This is a genomic window from Paenibacillus sp. 32352 (assembly GCF_002042965.1).
GTDB lineage: Bacteria > Bacillota > Bacilli > Paenibacillales > NBRC-103111 > Paenibacillus_S > Paenibacillus_S vulneris.
This window is the reverse complement of sequence record NZ_MZNT01000003.1, coordinates 447568-465434: the sequence shown is the minus strand read 5'-3', so window position 1 is coordinate 465434 and position 17867 is coordinate 447568. Positions and strand designations below refer to the sequence as shown.

Annotated in this window: 18 protein-coding genes; 5 read left to right on the top strand and 13 right to left on the bottom strand. The window is 50.7% G+C overall.

Annotated features, from left to right (window positions below; translation table 11 throughout):
* Positions 1-241 precede the first annotated feature (241 nt).
* The 3 genes from tig to B1728_RS09765 all read right to left on the bottom strand — a co-directional run bounded on the left by tig (position 242) and on the right by B1728_RS09765 (position 3095).
* Entirely contained in the window at positions 242-1525 is a 1284-nt protein-coding gene (tig, locus tag B1728_RS09775; protein WP_079910000.1) for a trigger factor, read from the bottom strand.
* 149 nt (positions 1526-1674) lie between these two features.
* Positions 1675-2589: a hypothetical protein gene (locus tag B1728_RS09770; RefSeq protein ID WP_079909999.1), complete on the bottom strand. Its 915-nt coding sequence runs from the start codon at positions 2587-2589 to the stop codon at positions 1675-1677.
* Between the two features lie 161 nt (positions 2590-2750).
* On the bottom strand, positions 2751-3095 hold the full coding sequence (locus tag B1728_RS09765) for a hypothetical protein (RefSeq protein WP_079909998.1): 345 nt from the start codon (positions 3093-3095) through the stop codon (positions 2751-2753).
* A 400-nt stretch (positions 3096-3495) separates the two neighbouring features.
* Here B1728_RS09765 and asnB point away from each other — a divergent pair, with 400 nt between their 5' ends.
* Complete coding sequence (asnB, locus tag B1728_RS09760) at positions 3496-5340, top strand: asparagine synthase (glutamine-hydrolyzing) (protein ID WP_079909997.1); 1845 nt, start codon at positions 3496-3498, stop codon at positions 5338-5340.
* A 111-nt stretch (positions 5341-5451) separates the two neighbouring features.
* Here asnB and B1728_RS09755 read toward each other — a convergent pair whose 3' ends face one another.
* From B1728_RS09755 to B1728_RS09745, 3 genes are all read right to left on the bottom strand, one after another.
* Positions 5452-6078 (bottom strand): XTP/dITP diphosphatase, encoded by a 627-nt coding sequence (locus tag B1728_RS09755; protein ID WP_079909996.1) that lies wholly within the window; start codon positions 6076-6078, stop codon positions 5452-5454.
* Complete coding sequence (rph, locus tag B1728_RS09750) at positions 6059-6823, bottom strand: ribonuclease PH (protein ID WP_079909995.1); 765 nt, start codon at positions 6821-6823, stop codon at positions 6059-6061. Before rph ends, B1728_RS09755 begins: the two co-directional genes overlap by 20 nt.
* 268 nt (positions 6824-7091) lie before the next feature.
* Positions 7092-8138: a GerMN domain-containing protein gene (locus B1728_RS09745; RefSeq protein ID WP_079909994.1), complete on the bottom strand. Its 1047-nt coding sequence runs from the start codon at positions 8136-8138 to the stop codon at positions 7092-7094.
* Positions 8139-8351: 213 nt separating this feature from the next.
* Here B1728_RS09745 and B1728_RS36245 point away from each other — a divergent pair, with 213 nt between their 5' ends.
* Genes B1728_RS36245 through B1728_RS09735 form a run of 3 tightly spaced genes read left to right on the top strand, consistent with a single transcriptional unit; the run spans position 8352 to position 9134 of the window.
* The gene (locus B1728_RS36245) at positions 8352-8498 is read left to right on the top strand and encodes a hypothetical protein (RefSeq protein WP_179135937.1); all 147 of its coding nucleotides are present in this window, start codon (positions 8352-8354) and stop codon (positions 8496-8498) included.
* On the top strand, positions 8447-8560 hold the full coding sequence (locus B1728_RS09740) for a diguanylate cyclase domain-containing protein (protein ID WP_079909993.1): 114 nt from the start codon (positions 8447-8449) through the stop codon (positions 8558-8560). The genes B1728_RS36245 and B1728_RS09740 overlap by 52 nt, the downstream gene beginning before the upstream one ends.
* A 34-nt stretch (positions 8561-8594) precedes the next feature.
* The gene (locus B1728_RS09735; protein ID WP_079909992.1) at positions 8595-9134 is read left to right on the top strand and encodes a phosphatidylglycerophosphatase A family protein; all 540 of its coding nucleotides are present in this window, start codon (positions 8595-8597) and stop codon (positions 9132-9134) included.
* 65 nt (positions 9135-9199) lie between these two features.
* On the opposite strand, the gene B1728_RS09730 is transcribed toward B1728_RS09735, so the two are convergent.
* The 7 genes from B1728_RS09730 to B1728_RS09700 form a co-directional block, all read right to left on the bottom strand.
* Positions 9200-10129: a Ger(x)C family spore germination C-terminal domain-containing protein gene (locus B1728_RS09730; RefSeq protein WP_079909991.1), complete on the bottom strand. Its 930-nt coding sequence runs from the start codon at positions 10127-10129 to the stop codon at positions 9200-9202.
* Between the two features lie 63 nt (positions 10130-10192).
* Positions 10193-10390 carry a CLC_0170 family protein gene (locus B1728_RS09725; RefSeq protein WP_079909990.1) on the bottom strand — a complete coding sequence of 66 codons (198 nt, stop codon included), beginning with the start codon at positions 10388-10390 and terminating at the stop codon, positions 10193-10195.
* Positions 10391-10434: 44 nt separating this feature from the next.
* Positions 10435-11661 carry a Ger(x)C family spore germination protein gene (locus B1728_RS09720; protein ID WP_256865308.1) on the bottom strand — a complete coding sequence of 409 codons (1227 nt, stop codon included), beginning with the start codon at positions 11659-11661 and terminating at the stop codon, positions 10435-10437.
* Positions 11642-12757: a GerAB/ArcD/ProY family transporter gene (locus tag B1728_RS09715; RefSeq protein WP_079909988.1), complete on the bottom strand. Its 1116-nt coding sequence runs from the start codon at positions 12755-12757 to the stop codon at positions 11642-11644. Before B1728_RS09715 ends, B1728_RS09720 begins: the two co-directional genes overlap by 20 nt.
* Positions 12758-12759: 2 nt before the next feature.
* Positions 12760-14409, bottom strand: a complete 1650-nt coding sequence (locus B1728_RS09710) for a spore germination protein (protein ID WP_079909987.1) — start codon at positions 14407-14409, stop codon at positions 12760-12762.
* Positions 14410-14614: 205 nt separating this feature from the next.
* A complete protein-coding gene (locus B1728_RS09705; RefSeq protein ID WP_079909986.1) occupies positions 14615-15586 on the bottom strand; it encodes an MBL fold metallo-hydrolase in 972 nt (323 codons plus the stop codon).
* A 10-nt stretch (positions 15587-15596) separates the two neighbouring features.
* Positions 15597-16337, bottom strand: coding sequence for a class I SAM-dependent methyltransferase (locus tag B1728_RS09700; protein WP_079909985.1), 741 nt, complete (start codon positions 16335-16337; stop codon positions 15597-15599).
* A 233-nt stretch (positions 16338-16570) separates the two neighbouring features.
* Here B1728_RS09700 and B1728_RS09695 point away from each other — a divergent pair, with 233 nt between their 5' ends.
* The gene (locus B1728_RS09695; protein ID WP_079909984.1) at positions 16571-17782 is read left to right on the top strand and encodes an ROK family transcriptional regulator; all 1212 of its coding nucleotides are present in this window, start codon (positions 16571-16573) and stop codon (positions 17780-17782) included.
* Positions 17783-17867 lie beyond the last annotated feature (85 nt).

The window sequence follows — 17867 nt, the reverse complement described above, 5'->3', positions numbered from 1 at the left end:
CATGCCGCAGAAAATCATCGCAGAGTCAAGGTGTATCCTATGTACTTGCATTACAACGTTGGTCGTATGTTGAATGTGGAAGAGCCAAAGCGTGTCCGATTCCTTATGCCGCAAAAGCGCAGGATGCCACGGACAAACCGTTGTTACAATATGTATTAAACTTAAAGACAAGGGTGCGAAACCTTGCCTATAGAGAAAGGCACGCATATGGACACGTGCCTTACCTCCTATGTGATGCTTATTATTTGCTGTTAGCAACCAAGAAGCCAACGGTTTTAGAAATAACGATATCGTGTTTCATGCTATCCAAGTTACCGTTTGCTTCCAGAATCGCGCGAAGCTCATCTGCAGAGCGTTGGTACAATTGGGACATTTGCAGCAGTTGGTTGTTAAGCTCTTCTTCGGAAGCTTCCAGGTTCTCCGCCTTGGCAATAGCTTCCAAAACAAGGTTGTTCTTAACGCGTTTTTCCGCGTCACCGCGCATTTGTTCTTTCAGCACGTCGTCGTTTTGACCTGTGAACTGGTAGTACAATTCAAGGTTCATGCCTTGGCTGGACAGACGGTTCTCGAACTCTTTGAGCATTTGCTCGCACTCGTTCTCGATCATTACCGGCGGAATATCCACTGTTGCGTTTGCAGCTGCTTTTTCAACTACATCCGCTTCTTTTTTAGATTGAATTTCGCTTTCTTTACGCTGCTTCAGCTTGCTTTCAAGATCTTGCTTGAACTCTTCCAAAGTTTCGAATTCGCTGACGTCTTTTGCAAACTCGTCGTCAAGAGCCGGCAAGTTTTTACGTTTGATGTCATGAAGGTGAATTTTGAAGACTGCTTCTTTCCCCTTCAGCTCTTCGGAATGGTAGTTTTCAGGGAAAGTTACGGTAATGTCCTTATCTTCACCTTTGTTCAAGCCTACCACTTGCTCTTCGAAACCAGGAATGAAGCTGCCGGAGCCAAGCTCAAGAGAATACTTCTCAGCTTTGCCGCCTTCGAATGCTACGCCGTCAACGAAGCCTTCGAAGTCAATGGATACAACATCGCCGTTTTGCGCAGGACCTTCTTCAACAGGAACCAGCTCAGCATGACGCTGCTGCAATTTATTCAGCTCTTCGTTTACTTCTTCTGCGGTTACCTCAGCATCTTGCGCTTCAAGCTCAAGACCTTTATATTCGCCAAGCTCAACTTCTGGCTTAACGATAACTTTAGCTTTGAATTTCAAAGCTTGGCCTTTGCCGAATTGCTCAACGTCTACTTCAGGACGGTCTACAGGAGTGATTCCTGTCTCGTTCACCGCTTCAACGTAAGCTTCAGGAACTACGATATCCAAAGCATCTTGATACAAGCTTTCAACGCCAAATTTAGCTTCGAAGATTTGACGAGGCACTTTCCCTTTGCGGAAACCCGGAACGTTGACTTTCGTTACTACTTTCTTAAATGCTCTGTCCAGTGCGTCGGCAACTTTGTCCGCGTCCACTTCAATATCAAGAACTCCAACGTTCTTCTCTATTTTTTCCCAGCTTGCTTTCATTTTATGCTTTCCCCTCCAAAAATTATCCATCACAATTTTCACGTTCTGACGAATAAGGGTGTTATGCTTGTCCCAAGGTCGTCAATATAACCATTCTATTATAACATATACCTTCATGTTTTCAAGTTGCAGTTCATCGAAAAAAATATTCAATCATGAAGTCTCGCCGTAAACGTCGCCGCGGCAAATTGCTGCATGATGCGATATGCCTGTTCCCACTGGAACATCAGCTCATTGGTAATGCCATACAGCTCGAATATTTCCTCCCGGTCCCCGCTGTCGAAAACCCGTTCCAGCAGGACCAGATGAAATGCGGCGGCCCAGGCGTCAACGTTCTCGCTTTCCATCAGAAGCATCTGCCTGTAAATTGGGGTTCCGTATACGAAAGCCAGAAATTCGTTCCAGGTCTCTTCGGCAAAATAAGCCAAGGCCGGATGGCCTGTCTGGCTGTTTTCCCGGATCCGTTCCAAAATTTCGTTGATCTGCGGCGGGAATTGATCGAAATCGGACGGTGTATCCTCTATTTCGACAAAAAGCGTCTCCCCGTTTTTAGGCAGCCGCAGCATGCCGGACATTCCGCGAAGCTTTAGCGTTTGCAATGTTTTATACTGAATCATGGGATGCCGTTCCTCCGAACCCAGCCATTCAACCAGCCTCCCGTTAATGCCCGGATCGTCCAGAAGCGCCAATTGTCCCAAAGCAAGCAGCTGATGCTCCATGGATCCGGACTCACTCAGCATCCCGAGCAATTTGTCCGTATAGCCTCTGTCCTCTCTTGCCTTTGCGGCAACATGCTCCCGAAGCAAATCCTGCTCGGTATAGTCCTCTTGCTCTCCATCCGGCATTGCGGCAAGGGCATCGGGAAACATGGTCTGCAGCCATTGCAGCAGGGCCCGCCACTCCTCACTCGCTCTCTCATCCGGACTTTGACAGGAGAGCAGAAAGCTCAGCAGCTCAATGGCTTCGCCATATCGCTCCGTCTCCAGCATCCGGGTTAGCTCAAACTGATAAAATTCAACTGTTTTAGGAAATAGAATCACGTTATCCTTCGATTTTCCGGACAAAAGCACACCACCTAACCGACTTCTAAACCAAAGCCTCTATAAAAAGGAATTTCTTATGAACGTCAGTGTACCCCATTCGGGGACGGAAAGCAAAATCAGCGCGAATCCAACAGCAAAAACAGCGGAAGGAACGTCCTCCCGCTGTCAAACGTGCTAACGTATTAATAAATTTTCATAGCCGCTTGGATTAATTTGGCTTTAATGTTTGGATCCTGATCGATAAAGGCATACATCTTGTCCACGGCATCCTTATTTTGCAAATAATCCTTTTCGTTCTGAATCGCTTCATGAGACCATGCGAGAAGTGCTTTCTCGGCAGCTCCCAGCTCGTTCAGAGCCGTATGAAGACCTGTCTGCTCGATCAGCTCCTCTACCTTCTCCTGGTTGACAACACCCAGCAGCTGAACGGTAGCCAGCTTATTTTGAAAAGCCTCGTTCACTTTCTCAAAGTGCTCTTTGGCCTCTTTGTATTGGACTTGTGCTTTGGATAACTTCGTCTTCTTCATAACGTATGACCACCTCTTCTTCTTGATCGGTTCGGTAGGCTTTACAGCTTTCCGGCAACTTTGAGTTAAATCATCCTTTAGCCCGATATCCGTTAGCACCGCATAAGGCCGTATTGGCCAAGAAGATAAACAGAAGCGTCGCTTGATAACAACTTCTTCCCCTCGTGCCTCCATAAGGTTAGAGTGGGATAATCGCACTTGTTCTATTCATCTTGCATCGATTCTTGAATTTGGACCGCTAACGCATAGTGTAAACGGTATTTTCGTTTTTGTCTATCTTTTCCTCTTGGAAGGACAGACATTTTACGATTCTGCCTGGCATAACCTTTAGCATCATGCTGTCGCTGTCGAAAAGCTTGTCATTTTGCAGAACAGAAACAACAGGAGAGGGATGAAGGCCATGTGCGGAATAACGGGATGGATTGATTGGCAAAAAGACTTGACTCAGTATCCGTCTATTCTCGAGCAGTTGACGGATACAATGACGAATCGAGGGCCTGACGCCTCCGGAACTTGGATTACACAGCATTGCGCGCTAGGACATCGCCGCTTGAGCGTGATGGATCCGGCTAACGGCGCACAGCCCATGGTCCGCAAATACGGAGACAACACGTTCTCTATCGTTTATAACGGCGAGCTGTACAATGCTCCCGAGCTCAAAAAGGAACTGGAGCAGCGCGGCCACAAATTTTATACAACCTGCGATACCGAGGTGCTTCTCGTCTCCTATATCGAATGGGGACGCGCATGCGTGGACCGGTTAAACGGCATCTTTGCCTTCGCCGTATGGAACTCGCTCGAGCAATCGTTATACCTGGTACGGGACAGACTGGGCGTTAAGCCTCTTTTCTATTCCTATTCGAACGGGCGCCTGCTGTTTGGGTCCGAACCCAAAGCGATTTTATCACATCCGGACTTTTCCGCTCAAATCAGCGGCGAGGGACTCGCCGAAATCTTCGCAGTCGGACCGGCGCGTACGCCCGGGCACGGGGTCTATTGCAACATGTTTGAGCTGAAGCCCGGACACTGCATGACGGTTGACCGCAGCGGCATGCAAATCCGCGCCTATTGGAAGCTTGAAAGCAAGCCGCATGAAGACGATGTCGATACCACCGCCGAACGGATACACGAGCTGCTCAAGGATTCGGTAGAGCGTCAGCTGGCATCGGACGTTCCCATCTGCACCCTATTGTCAGGGGGTCTGGATTCCAGCGCATTGACGACGTTCGCAGCCAATTATTACCGTGAGCATAATATGGGCACAATTCATACTTATTCCATCGATTATGTAGATAACGACAAGCATTTTAAAGCCAATGCATTTCAGCCTAATTCGGATGCCCCATGGATACAAAGAATGACTGAATTTCTCGGCACCGAGCACCACTATATCGAATTCGATACGCCGGAGCTGGTAGAAGCATTGAAGACGGCCGTGTTCGCCCGTGACCTGCCAGGAATGGCGGATGTCGACGGTTCTTTGTACTTGTTCTGCCGTGAAATCAAAAAGGATGCGACTGTGGCCATTTCCGGCGAAGCCGCCGATGAAGTATTCGGGGGCTATCCCTGGTTTCATCGTTCGGAAGCCTTAAACGCCAATACGTTCCCCTGGTCCCTGGCAACCCGGGAACGCGTTAGCCTGCTTTCACCCGAGCTGGTCAATTGGGTTAAGCCCGAGCAGTACGTGCAGGAGCGCTACCGCCAAGCGCTGTCCGAGGTGCCGAGGCTTGCGGGCGAGGATCAGCAGCAGAACCGGATGCGGGAAATGTCCTATCTGAACATTACCCGCTTCATGCCGACCCTGCTTGACCGGAAAGACCGGATGAGCATGGCCGTCGGCCTCGAAGTCCGCGTTCCCTTCTGCGATCATCGGCTGGTCGAATATGTCTGGAACATTCCATGGGAGATCAAGACGTCCGGGGACAGGGAGAAGGGCATCCTTCGCAGAGCGCTCCGCGGCGTGCTGCCGGACGACGTCCTGACACGTAAAAAAAGCCCGTATCCCAAAACTCATAATCCCAGCTATTTGGCGGCGGTTCAAAGATGGGTGCTCGACATTCTGGATGATCCCGGCTCGCCGATCCTGCAATTCATTGACGCGCCCAAAATCCGCGCATTGGCGGAAGGGGACGCCAGCCAGTTCGATCTCCCCTGGTTCGGCCAGCTGATGACCGGTCCGCAGCTGTTCGCTTATCTCGCGCAGGTGGATACCTGGCTGCGTCATTATAAAGTTACCGTAAGATGAGGCCAATGACTGATGGCTCTAATAAACGCCTGCAAAGCACTGAACGATGAAAAGGATCGGTTCCGTTCCTGCATGAATCACACGCAGGAACGCGCCGGTCCTTTGCCGTTCTTACTTATTCTCAAGATCATCCCATAACGCCTGTATAGCCCTTCCGCGATGACTAATGGCGTTCTTCTGATCGATACTCAGCTCAGCCATGGTCTTATCCATTGCCGGGATGTAGAACAGAGGATCATAGCCGAACCCTTTATCTCCCCGCGGTGAGGAAAGAATCTCGCCTTCGCAGCTGCCTTCCACTGCGCTGACCACTTGCCCTCCGGCATCCACCAGGCAGATCGCCGATACGAAACGCGCCGGGCTCAATGATCTCGTCTGCTCCCCGTCGAAGCGAGGAAGCTTGGACAGCTCTTCGAGCAGCTTCCTGTTATTGGCCTCGTCATTAGAGGGCTCCCCCGCATAACGGGCTGAATAGACGCCGGGCTCGCCATTCAATCGGTCTACGCACAGGCCGGAATCGTCGGCAAGCGCCGGAATCCCCAGATGCAAGGCTATGGCGCGGGCCTTGATAAGCGCGTTCGCGGCGAACGTATCTCCATCCTCGATAATGTCCGGCATATCCGGATAATCGAGGAGGCTTTTGACCTCAATCCCTTTTTGCCGGAACAGCGGCTCGAGCTCCTTGACTTTCCCCGCATTCCGGGTAGCAACGACGATCTCAGACCCGAGATTCTTCATGTGCAGCTCTCCTGATGCGCTCGGAAATGTCCGGTCCCAAAGCGGTTACTTGCTCGGCGATCATCGACTGAATGCCGGTTTCCGCCAAGGCCAGCAGCTCATCGAGCTCCTGACGGGAGAACGGAGCTTCCTCGCCGGTTCCTTGAATCTCAACGAATTTGCCGAGTCCGGTCATGACGACGTTCATATCGACCTTCGCCTTGGAATCCTCCTCATAGTTCAAATCCAGACATGGCTCGCCATTCACTATCCCTACACTGACGGAACCGAGAAAATCGGTAATCGGGTATTTCGGCAAATGCTTTTCCCTGGCGATTTTATCGATGGCATAAGCCATTGCAATGAACGATCCGGTGATGGAGGTAGTGCGGGTCCCCCCGTCAGCTTGAATTACGTCGCAATCCAGGGTAATCGAGCGTTCTCCGAGAGCTTCCAGATTTACTACGGAACGCAGGGCTCTGCCGATCAATCGCTGAATCTCCATCGTCCGTCCCCCGAGCTTCCCCTTGGCGGACTCCCTCTGATTACGGACTTGGGTAGCCCGAGGCAGCATCGAATATTCCGCTGTGACCCAGCCCTTCCCTTGACCCTTCATGAAAGGAGGAACTCTCTCTTCGACGGTAGCCGTACAAATGACCTTCGTATCTCCTACCTCAATCAACACCGAGCCTTCGGCGTGCTTATTGTAATGGGTCGTAATAGTAACAGGACGTGTTTGGTTCGTTGCTCTCCCGTCGCTTCTCATACTGATTTTATTGCCTCCTTCATGCTATATGCAGTTCCCCCAAAGAAACAACGCGAACTCGCCCTTCCTTCCGCTCATAGGGAACAAAATTCAGGCAAAGCCCCGGTTCCGGGTTTTCTGACATCCACCATTGTACCAGAGTGGCTCATCGACTTCCAATTGTACCCTCTGGCTGCCAGGGTACGTAGTTCACCGAGGTCCGTCCTTTCCGCAATAAACAGGGCCATAAGGCAAAAGAAGAGAGCCCCTCGGCCCTCTTCTCGCTACGCTACATTTTCTGCGGATTGACCGTGGCTGGACGGAGGACCGGCTTGCTGTAGCTCTGGTTATCGCTGGCGCTGACCTTGCTGTCACCGTTGACGGTAATCTGAACCTTGGTCGCAGCGCCTGTATTTTCGGTTAAGGAAAGAACGACCGCTTTTAACGCATCCGCAGGGGCTTTCTTATCGGGTCCCAGCACTTTATCGGAAAAATCGACCGTTATAACGTCATCCGCTTTTTTGACCTGCTTGAGCTCGGCCCCCGGCGTCATAACGGCCGAAAGCCCTTTTTTGCTGTCGGGACCGGCAATCAGCTGCTCAACTACGGCCTGGGCTACATTATCCGTACGTTTGACAAGGCGGGTTACAGGGACATAATACTTGTAATTATCCTGATTTTGGCCGAGGAAGTAGAGTGTTACCGGTGTAGATTGACCATACTCTACATCTTCCGGCTTTTCGAGGTTAATCCCCATGGCTCGAGTCAACGGTTCGTCCATAGGAGTGCCTCCCTCCGGCATTTCCTTCAGCTCTTTTCCGTTAACGCGCAGCTGCACCTTCTCGATGGAAGGGAAACCGGTTAAGGTCCAGGTAATTCCCTCCAATATTTTACGCTCGTCCTGTACGTTATAGCTTGTGAACGCTTCGGAGAAATCGACGATAGCCAGCTTCTGGTCCTTCACGATATCTATTCCTTTAATCTGCGTACCTTTGGAAATCAGCGGGGTAAAGCCTGTTGGCAGCTGGGAATTGGAGCGTCCGTCATCCACCATCGCTTCCAGCGCCTTTTTGGCTACCTCCACCGATTTTTCTACATTGAGCGATACAGGCACTACCAAACCGTTGCTGTCCTTGGCATATACCGTTACGGGCATCGGGTTCTGAATCACCGGCGCGGTTACGGGCTTGGCCGTCATGGCACTGGCATCGGCTCCGGTAGGCGGAGGATCGATCGATTGCGAATGTTCCTTCGTTCCCAAAACCGAGCAGCCCGAGGTGAGCAGCACTACGATGCTTCCTACCGCCGCCCACTGCGTCCATCTGTACTGTTTCATGGATGATTCCTCCTTGAATAAAAGGGTTGTTTGTCCTTTTTCTCTTATTCCCACTATACGAGGAGGAGACAAGTTTTATGACAACAATTTGTCCTCATTCGGGGTTCCTCCCCTTTAATGAAATGAATCCGTACCTTGTGGTAAAATAGGTTGCACGGCCCATGAATGTAACGGGGTTCCAGCCTGAATCTGGATCACTCCTTTGAAGAGGTGATGTCGATAGAGATCGACGGCATTGCAAAGCGAATCGCGGACGCGATCGACCAGCCATTTTTCATTGATCCATACACCGTTCGCATCGCTGCAGCATGGGCGCGGCCGTCTACCCGGAGGATGGTCAAGAGGCTGACGCTTTGCTGAACTCTGCCGACGCAGCGATGTATCAAGCCAAGCGACAAGGCAAAAACTACTTTCAGTTTTAATTCAATCCCATTTGCTCCATGGAGGACTTCCTGTATGCCATATAATCTTGACTCGCAAAAAGTCGCCGAAGCGGCAAAAGAATGGTTAACCAAGCGAGGAGTTAGCTTGAACGATATCGCAGAATTGACCTTTTTCCTTCAAAAGGACTACTATCCAAACTTGTCTATAGACCAATGTATAGAGAGCATAGAGCGGGTACTTGAAAAGCGAGAGGTCCAAAATGCCATATTAACCGGCATCCAGCTGGATATCCTTGCAGAAGAAGGCAAGCTGCTCCCTCCGCTTCAAGACATGATATGGAACGACGAGGGACTCTATGGCTGTGACGAGGTGTTGGCCTTATCGATTGTGAATGTGTACGGCAGTATCGGATTCACGAATTTCGGTTACGTGGACAAGGTAAAGCCTGGCATTTTGAAAATGCTTAACGACAAAAACGGACCGCACAAGCATACGTTTCTGGATGATATTGTCGGGGCCATCGCTGCCGCGGCAAGCAGCCGCATCGCCCACCGCAAGCAAGCGGAAAAGGAAGCGGAGAGAGAGCAAGCCGGGCATAGAGACCATCCGTAAGCTCGCAGGACAAGGCCAGAAGCTCCGTTATCCGGCAGCTCTGGCCTTTGCCGCTTAACCAAAGGCTAGGAAGTGATGCGAACATCCACTCGAATATCCGCTCTTGCCAATGCAGCTCGCCAACGATCCGTTGTCCACACTCCTCTGTATTGCGAATTGATCACTCGCCCGATATCCAATGGATCGATCCGCTGCGCCTGTTGGCGGCGGAGCAGCTCGGTAAGCTGCTGCTCCAATGCTTCTTCCGCTGACACTCGCCCCCCGCTATCGAGGGCTGGACCGTCGTTCAATACAACCGTAACTTTCGCATGAATCCTGGGCGATTTGAGATCGCCGTTCCCGCTCCATTGGACACGGCAATCCATCCGGTGCAAGCCGCTTAGCTCCTTAAGCGGAAGAGCTCCTATCCCCTGATGGCCGTCCAGACAGGATAAAAGCTGCATTTCCTCCCGGGTATACCATGCCTCCGGTTTATCCCCCTGCATGACGGCCGTTTGAACGAGGACTTGTCCTGAATCGCCGGCGGGAGTAACAGATGGAAGGAAGCGGTCCCGAGGGCCGTGATCCCGATAGGAATGAAAGGAATGTATCAGGTCATCCAAGAGCCGAAGCTCCGGCAGCCATGGCCCCATATCACGCTCTTGATTCAGCAGCGCTTCCGCAGATCCTTTTACCAAGGCGATGAGCGGCCGTTGACTCGGCAGACTTAGCTCACGCGGGAGCTGCTTGCCTCCAAGCGGAAGCCCGTTGCGGGCGACAAACGCCTCCCCTACCAGCACAACCTGCTTTTCCCCTGCAGCCCCTAGCGGCCTGATGCCCTGCAGCCCCGTGATCTTCATAGTTCCTTGATCCGTAACATCAACAGCCAGCACCGGCGAGTCCATATCCTTCGGTGACATCGTCATAACCTTCTCCGAATGATGATCCGCCGAACAGCCTGGCAGCAGCCATAACGCCGCTCCTATGAGAAGCCAGCCCTTTCCGATTGTCAACACACATGTTCCTCCTTCTATCTTTCCGTCCGGACAGCCCGTCCTCTTACCGGCTCCCTGATTCGCTTAATCCACGAACCAATTGACCCCTATTAACAAAATACCTAGGGTAATATTGATCCATCCGAGGATACGCGCCGCTTTCTGTTCTTTTGTCCAGGATTCCATCTCATACCCTTTGACATCGATAACCAGTATATAGAGCCCTGTAATTAACAATAGGGGGACGGAGTAGATTAGATAGCTCGAATAAGAAATCAGCAAGGCCCCTTCCCTCCATCCGACTATGTCTTGATTTCCGGCACCGCTTATCTGGCCTTCATTCCAACTCTGCGCATTCTTGATACCACTTCGACATCTACAGTCACTTCTTTATACATTTTTTGCCAGTTTTCTTCGGAATTGATTTCTTCATTCCAGTATTTGGGTTCCTTGGCCCTAACAAACTCGCCAAAGCCAAAAATGTCCGAGCCCGATTTTTGGGTCTTTTTTATCAATCCTTCAATAGCCTTCTTATAGGATTTCATATCCTCTTGCTCGATTTTTTTGAGCACCGCCGAGTTATTTGTGTAAATGGCCTCGCTCATTTTCTCCTCCAGATTGATTTCCGTAAAAACGGACAATTGGAAATGGGGAATACCGTTTACAATACGGACTTTCAACTTGGATTTGCGGCTGCTGGCAAATACCGTAACCGTCTTGGCCGGATTATCATCCAGCCGAATAAACGCCCTGTACCCTGCGGGATTCAGGCCTTTAATTCCCATGTAAGCGGCGATGTCGAACGGCTCTGTGGTTTCTATCATTTTGTCGTTTTTAAATAACGCCATTCCCTTGAGCTCCACATTTCCCGCTTTCATCAGCTCAATATAAGGCAGGAAGGCTTCCTGCCCTTTCTTGGAGCCGTTGCTCCAAAAAACACCAACGAAATCCGTCGGAAATTTGCCCGCCCTAACGGCTCCATCCAGAGTGGACAACAAATACAGCGTCGGAACGCGTTCCAGCTTCGGGGCGGCCCTCATCAGCTGCTCGGCGTTTCCTTTGGAAACCATCATCCAGGCCGTTCGCCGGACCTCCGTGTTGCGTCTGAAATAATCATTCAAATTTTGCAGTCCTTTTCGCGCGAACGCATCCGATACTACGATCACGCGCAAATGCCCGAAAAAGAGCTTCGCGGAGAGCTGCTGCTGCAAGTTCATCAGCGCATCGTCAATGGTGTGGCCTACCACATCAATGACCCATACGGTATCCCCTGAACCCTTGCCTGAAACCCCGGATTCGCCGGGGCCAAGCGGAATTTTACCGGGCAATGCTATCTGCGCCGCGACGCGAATCATGCTTTTCTCAGGAGCTGGAAATTTGTCGTGAAGGTGGGCAACCTCCTCCTCCTCTGACTCGGCTCCAGGACCGGCCAAATCCACCGAAACCCCAAGCACAATAGCTCTGTCCTCGATCTCCAATCGGTCCCAGCATCCGGTCAGGACAGGAAGGATAAGCAGCAGCCCGATGCCCAGCTTAAGGATTCTTATCGGCACCTTGACCAACCTGATCCCCTCTTTTCTTGCGGAGGATAGCTATTATCAACAGCAATCCCGGATAGGCAATCGTTACAAAAAGTCCTACCCGGCCTACATTCTGAATAATTTCGTACATTTGCAAAATATTCTCGGGCAGCATCGCCAAAATAAACACGAAGGGCAGAACAAAATAAGAAAAAAGATTATGGTTGCGTAAGCCGAACAGATTGCTCAAGGATCGAATGGTGAGGTAATAGCTGGAAAATAGCGTTGTAAACACCGCCGTTACCCATACCCCCAAAAACGCCGCATCCAACCGCTCCAAAATATTCGCAGGCAGCGAGGTCGTCTTGGCCAGCTCCAAGGTAGGCCAGAGCAGCAGTTTGGTCTCTTCGGCGCCGAATACTCCGATCGTTGCCGCTACAATCGTGATGTACAGCCCCCCGGAGATCAGGATAGCCCAAAGGCTGGATTTCATAGCCAAATGAGCTTGCCGCATGGAGGGAATGACGATCGTCATAATAAAGGAGCCCTGAAACAAGGCGGCTACGGTAAAAATACTCGACATGATCTTGCCGGAGAAATTTCCGTAAACAGGTTGAAGATTAATGGTATCCGCATTTTTTAAAGAAAGGGCAACGATCAAAAGAACCGGTACAAGAAGCATGGGGAAGTAAAAATTATGGATGTAAGCAAAGGTTCTCATATCCTGCCGGGTCGAGATAGCAGAAAGCAGCAGCATGACCAGTACGGTCACTTCCAAAGGCGTCCTCTTCAATACTGCCGTAATGACTACCTCTCCGAATTCACGTGCAGTAAGGGAAGTCAAAACGGCGAAGAACCCGATGATCAACAGGCTGCCGACGGCTGCGGGCCATTTGCCGATGATAGCAGGGCTGTACTCCACAATGGACTGGTTCGGAAATCGTATGCCGAGAATGGTAATGAGCCATAAGCCTGCAAAAGCAAGCAATGTCCCGAGCAAGGTGACCAATGGAGCTGCAGACCCCGCTTCACGTACAGCGAACAGGGGTAAGGGAAGAATCCCGACTCCAATGATCGTACTCACCAGAATCGTTGTCGCTTGAATCTTTGTAATCTGACGATAGAACATGGTTACCGCTCCTTCTTTCTCTGGTTCAATGGATCCAATACATTCTCAGAAGTGTTCTTCAGCTCATCCATGATGTTTGGAGCAGTCCTGGTATCATCGATTGTTTTCAGCATCTCCGGCCTGCTTTTAAACCACCAAAGCGGACTTCGGAACAAAAGATCCTTCATCCCTTTGAAATTGCCGGGGACAAGCGGGCTCAAATACGGAACTCCGAAGGACTTTAACGAGAGCAGATGGTTGGCTATTAAGATCAGCCCGATCATAATGCCGTAAAGTCCGAACAGCCCGGCCATGATAATGAGGGGAAACCGCAGCAGACGCAAAGCGAGCGCAGCGTTATAAGCAGGTGTAGCGAAGGAGCCAATCGTAGTCAACGCAATAATGACGACCGTAATCGGACTGGAAAATCCCGCCGATACCGCCGCCTGCCCGATGACGAGTACGCCGACAATGGATAAGGCGCCGCCAACCTGCTGTGGCAGCCTGATGGTCGCCTCCCGAAGCACCTCCATGGAGATCTCCATAATCAGCACTTCGATGATGGCCGGAAAAGGAACGCCGGAACGGCCGCCGGCTACGGCTACGGCAAATTCGGTTGGAATCAGCTCGGGATTAAAGGAAATGACGGCAACATACAAGGACGGAAATATTAACGAAAAGACGAGGGCAACGAGCCTCGCCATTCGTATGGAGCTCATGAGCAGAAATCTTTCATTATAATCTTCTACCGTTTGGTACAATTGGCTGAACACCGTCGGAACCATCAAGGCCATTGGAGAACCGTCAACCATGATGACAACACGGCCTTCCAGCATATTGGCGACGACTTTATCGGGCCTCTCCGTATACTGTACTTGCGGAAATGGAGACAGATGATTATCCTCGATATACTGCTCCAACACGCCGGAATCAAGCACTGAGCTCGTATCGATCTTGGACAGCCTTTTCTTCACTTCCTGCACAAGCTCCGGGTTCGTGATCCCGTCCATGAAGCATACGGCGACCTTGGACTTTGTTCTTTTGCCGATTTCCATCGTATGCATCCGAAAATCAGGCGATTGCAGCCTGTAACGAATCAGCGCAATATTCGTCCCAAGGAGCTCAATGAAGCCTTCGCGTGGACCGCGGATGACCATTTCCGTTGCCGGCTGATCGATCGATCTTTTATCAATATTGCGTGTCCCGATTAACAACGCCTCGTCAAGCCCCTGAACTACTACCACGGTTTCCCCGCGCACCAGGCCGTCCACCAATTTGTCCAGATAGCTTTCGAGCTTGCCTTCACTGTGATACATCACGTCGTTCAGCAGGATCTCCTTGAGCTGATGAGTTTCGATGCTCTTAGGCTCCAAATAGACAGGTGGCTGCATTAACGGCTTTAAAATATCCGTATTCACCGTATTTTGATTAATCATATTGGAAAAATACATCATTACTGCTTGAAACCGTCCAAACACATGAAAACGCCGAATCAAAAAATCGTCATTCTCGCCTAAAGCTTTGTTAATGAATTGAAGCGTATCCTCCATATTGCCGTTAATGGTTGCGTTCGAATTGCGTTCCGGAGATGGCGTCGGAGTGGAAGAAGTTTGTCGTCCGCCGGCCGGTTGGTTACCTTTTTGTTTCGTCCTGAACCACTTCAATATGGACATGCAAACGCCTCCTCACGATGCTGGCTGTGCTTTTCTTGAACGGAATTTAAGGGAAGACGGGGATATAGGTTCAATTATTGCCATATCATGAAGAGTACAAACATCGACACCATTCGAGCCGTAGAAATCCCTGCCACAATGCGTAAAAAAAAGCATCCAGCCTTTTCATTCAAGGCTTGGATGCTTCCATTCAGCTATTGGCTATCTATAAGGTTTGATAATAGATCATTCCGTCCATCTCTATCTGCCGGACCCGTTCCTCCGAATTCAAATGGATCAAATGCGCCAGGGTTTCAGACAATGCGAAACGAAGCTGATGCAGAGTCAGACGGTCGCCGAAGGTCCTTCGGCAAACCTGGTATGCTGTCTGAGGGCTCTCCAATTGACCGCGCATATGCTCGAGCCGTTCTTCGTGGTGCTTGATCAGCTCCTGAGTACGTTTGCCCCAGGCTGCGAACGGTTCCCGGTGGCCGGGATATGCCCACTCGACCTCGTACTGCTTCATCTGCTCCAGACTTTGCAGGAAGCTGGCAAGCGGATTTTCGTCGATACCCGGCAAATAGCTGACATTCGGGGATATTTGCGGTAGAACATGGTCCCCGCACAGCATGGCTTTCGTATCGGCATGATAGAAGCAAATATGCCCCAAAGCATGGCCGGGCGTATGTATCGTCTCATACGTCAAGTCTCCGAGCCGGAAAGGCTCTCCGATCGTGATAAAAGATACCTCCGGTTGAGGAGACACCATCTCGACAAAGGTATCCAGATTGTCTTCCATTGGTCCTGCCAGCTCCTGCGGCATCCCATGAGCTGCAAAGAGCGAGAGCAGGGCTGCGGTCATCGGCTGCTTGTCTCCCCAAAGCAAGCGAGCCTGGTCATAACCGGCCTGGGATAACCGAACAGGCGCTCCCGAACGCTGCTGGAACCATCCGGCAAGCCCATAATGATCGGGATGATGATGGGTAAGCACGATTTGCTCGATATCCCTGTAGTCCAGTCTCAGCTCCCGCAAGACCTCCTCCCAGCATTGTACCGATGCCTCAGTATGCAGGCCCGGATCGACCAGGGTATAGCCGTTCGTTCCGCGAATCAGATAGCTGTTGACCCAGCGCAAAGGAAAGGGCAGAGGAACTTTCACCTGGATGTATGTCTCGTTGTGAATCGTATATGAGTTCATATCTTCGCTCCTACCCTCTTCTATGACCGACAAAAATCATTCTTTTGGATTCATTGCGGTCATATTCCGAAGCGTGATAATCTCCGTAAACATGGGTTACTTCCAAGCCGGATCGGCCAAGCATCTCCCGAAACGCTTCCAGCCCGTACAGCTTCACCTGCTCCAAATAAGTTCTTTCCACGGCATCCGAGTCTCTGACGACAATCGTTTTCTTAACAAAGCCGTCTTCAATCCTGCGGTTCTCTTCAATGGTAATGCCGCCTTCCATCCTCGAAGAAAAAGGCACCAGGTGCTGCTTCACATAATCCGGATTCATATAATCGATAATAAATTTCCCTTTGCTTTCCGGCGCAAGCAGGCGATATATCTCTCTCAGCACCCGTTCGTTTTCTTCATCATGCTCGAAATAACCGAACGAAGTAAATAAATTGACAACGGCGTCGAACGTCTCCGTCAACGGCACATTCCGCATATCCCCCTGAAGAAACCGCACTTCTTTATTTACATTCAGCTTGTTCGCTTCCATTAATAAAACACTGGATAGATCGACTCCCGTCACCTTGTAGCCGAAGTCGCGCAGCGCCATGGAATGACGCCCCATCCCGCAGCATAAATCAAGAACACTGGACTCCTGGGGCAGCTTTAGCCATTCAATCATCCGCTTTACCTCATGGTATGCCCCTTCCATATCCCGGTGCTTGTAGACGAGCAAATAATCGTCCCCGAAGCTTTTTCGATACCAATCTGACATGTTGTTCTCCTGTCTCCTTCCACTTGCTTGAACCCATTGCAGTAAAAACTACGGACGTTGCTCATCCGAACCGCATTATTCCTATCTTACCAAACTTTATAAGGATGTCACAATCCGGTCATTTGCTGCCGGAGCAGGCGGCAAGCCTTATGCTATGGTTAAGCCTTTACAACTGGTGTATAATTTATGCTTAAAGAAAGCCAAGGTTGATTTCGATAGGTTGGAGGTTATCGATGAGCTTGTTACCTATTCATGAAAGGATCGGCAGCCGCAAGCATAAAGAGATTTACGAACGGATCCGCAAACAGGGGACTGTGTCCAAGATCGAACTGCTGGAGCAAAGCCAAATGACGGGCAGTACGCTAACCCGTACGTTGGAGGAGCTGACGGCACAAGGCTGGCTGGTAGAGGCCGGATTCGGTGAATCCACCGGAGGCCGCAGGCCCATATTATACGAAACCAATCCTCAGGCAGCCTATGTATTCGGGCTGGATATATCGAGGATGAACTCCAAGCTGATCCTTTGCGATTTGCACATGAACAAGCTTGGTGTACAAAGCTGGGTCATGGATGAGACTATGACGCCTTCCCGGCTGCTGAAGGAAATCGCCGAAGCAGCCGAGCGGATGATGAAGGAGCACAATATCGCCGCCGAGGCTGTGCTCGGTATGGGAATCGGGGCAGTCGGTCCATTGGACCGGTCATCCGGCATCATTCTGGAGCCGTTATATTTCTCGGCGCCCGGCTGGCGCAACGTAGAGATTTGCGGGTATCTGGAGGGCCGTCTGGGATTCCCGGTGCTGCTGGATAACGGGGCTAACACGGCTATCATGGGTGAATCCTGGTCCGACCGGAACCGTGATTACCGACATTTGCTCTATGTTCATGCAGGGGTGGGCATACGCTCTGCCATGATGTCCAACGGCAAGGTTGTATATGGGGCTGTAGATATGGAAGGCTCCATCGGCCAAATGATTATCCAAACGGACGGGCCCCGAGTCGATGACCACGGCAATTACGGCAGTCTGCAATCCTATGCTTCCATTCATGCATTGGAGCAGCAGGCGCGCTCCCGGTTAAAGCAAGGAAGGGAAACCTCCCTCCGTTATAAGGAAAGCAACCCGGAGCACATTCATTTTATGCACTTGCTGGAAGGCCTCAAGGAGCATGATCCGCTTACAGTAGAAATCTTCGCCCAGGCAGCCACTTATTTCGGCATCGGCTTGTCCAACCTGATTAACATCCTTCATCCGGAAAAGGTGATTCTGGGCGGATCCCTGATCAGCAGCGATCCCAGCTTCTTTCAAATCGCTACCCGGGTTGCCATTCGCAACACCTATTACTACCCGGCTTATCAGGTGGTATTCAGCCTAGGGCATCTTGGTGAGGAAGCGCTTGTTACCGGTGCGGCTATTATGGTCATCAATCAGCTTACAGAGCTTTAAATAGGAATACGCTTCACAAAAACTCTAAGCGTATGCTTTCGATGCCAGTTTTTGCATACGCAAAAACTCTAAGCGTATGCTTTCG

Excerpts from the sequence above, each read along its gene's own strand:
- tig (WP_079910000.1), bottom strand. The coding sequence starts at position 1,525 with ATGAAAGCAAGCTGGGAAAAAATAGAGAAGAACGTTGGAGTTCTTGAT.
- B1728_RS09765 (WP_079909998.1), bottom strand. The coding sequence starts at position 3,095 with ATGAAGAAGACGAAGTTATCCAAAGCACAAGTCCAATACAAAGAGGCC.
- asnB (WP_079909997.1), top strand. The coding sequence starts at position 3,496 with ATGTGCGGAATAACGGGATGGATTGATTGGCAAAAAGACTTGACTCAG.
- B1728_RS09755 (WP_079909996.1), bottom strand. The coding sequence starts at position 6,078 with ATGAAGAATCTCGGGTCTGAGATCGTCGTTGCTACCCGGAATGCGGGG.
- rph (WP_079909995.1), bottom strand. The coding sequence starts at position 6,823 with ATGAGAAGCGACGGGAGAGCAACGAACCAAACACGTCCTGTTACTATT.
- B1728_RS09745 (WP_079909994.1), bottom strand. The coding sequence starts at position 8,138 with ATGAAACAGTACAGATGGACGCAGTGGGCGGCGGTAGGAAGCATCGTA.
- B1728_RS36245 (WP_179135937.1), top strand. The coding sequence starts at position 8,352 with ATGTCGATAGAGATCGACGGCATTGCAAAGCGAATCGCGGACGCGATC.
- B1728_RS09740 (WP_079909993.1), top strand. The coding sequence starts at position 8,447 with ATGGGCGCGGCCGTCTACCCGGAGGATGGTCAAGAGGCTGACGCTTTG.
- B1728_RS09735 (WP_079909992.1), top strand. The coding sequence starts at position 8,595 with ATGCCATATAATCTTGACTCGCAAAAAGTCGCCGAAGCGGCAAAAGAA.
- B1728_RS09715 (WP_079909988.1), bottom strand. The coding sequence starts at position 12,757 with ATGTTCTATCGTCAGATTACAAAGATTCAAGCGACAACGATTCTGGTG.
- B1728_RS09710 (WP_079909987.1), bottom strand. The coding sequence starts at position 14,409 with ATGTCCATATTGAAGTGGTTCAGGACGAAACAAAAAGGTAACCAACCG.
- B1728_RS09705 (WP_079909986.1), bottom strand. The coding sequence starts at position 15,586 with ATGAACTCATATACGATTCACAACGAGACATACATCCAGGTGAAAGTT.
- B1728_RS09700 (WP_079909985.1), bottom strand. The coding sequence starts at position 16,337 with ATGTCAGATTGGTATCGAAAAAGCTTCGGGGACGATTATTTGCTCGTC.
- B1728_RS09695 (WP_079909984.1), top strand. The coding sequence starts at position 16,571 with ATGAGCTTGTTACCTATTCATGAAAGGATCGGCAGCCGCAAGCATAAA.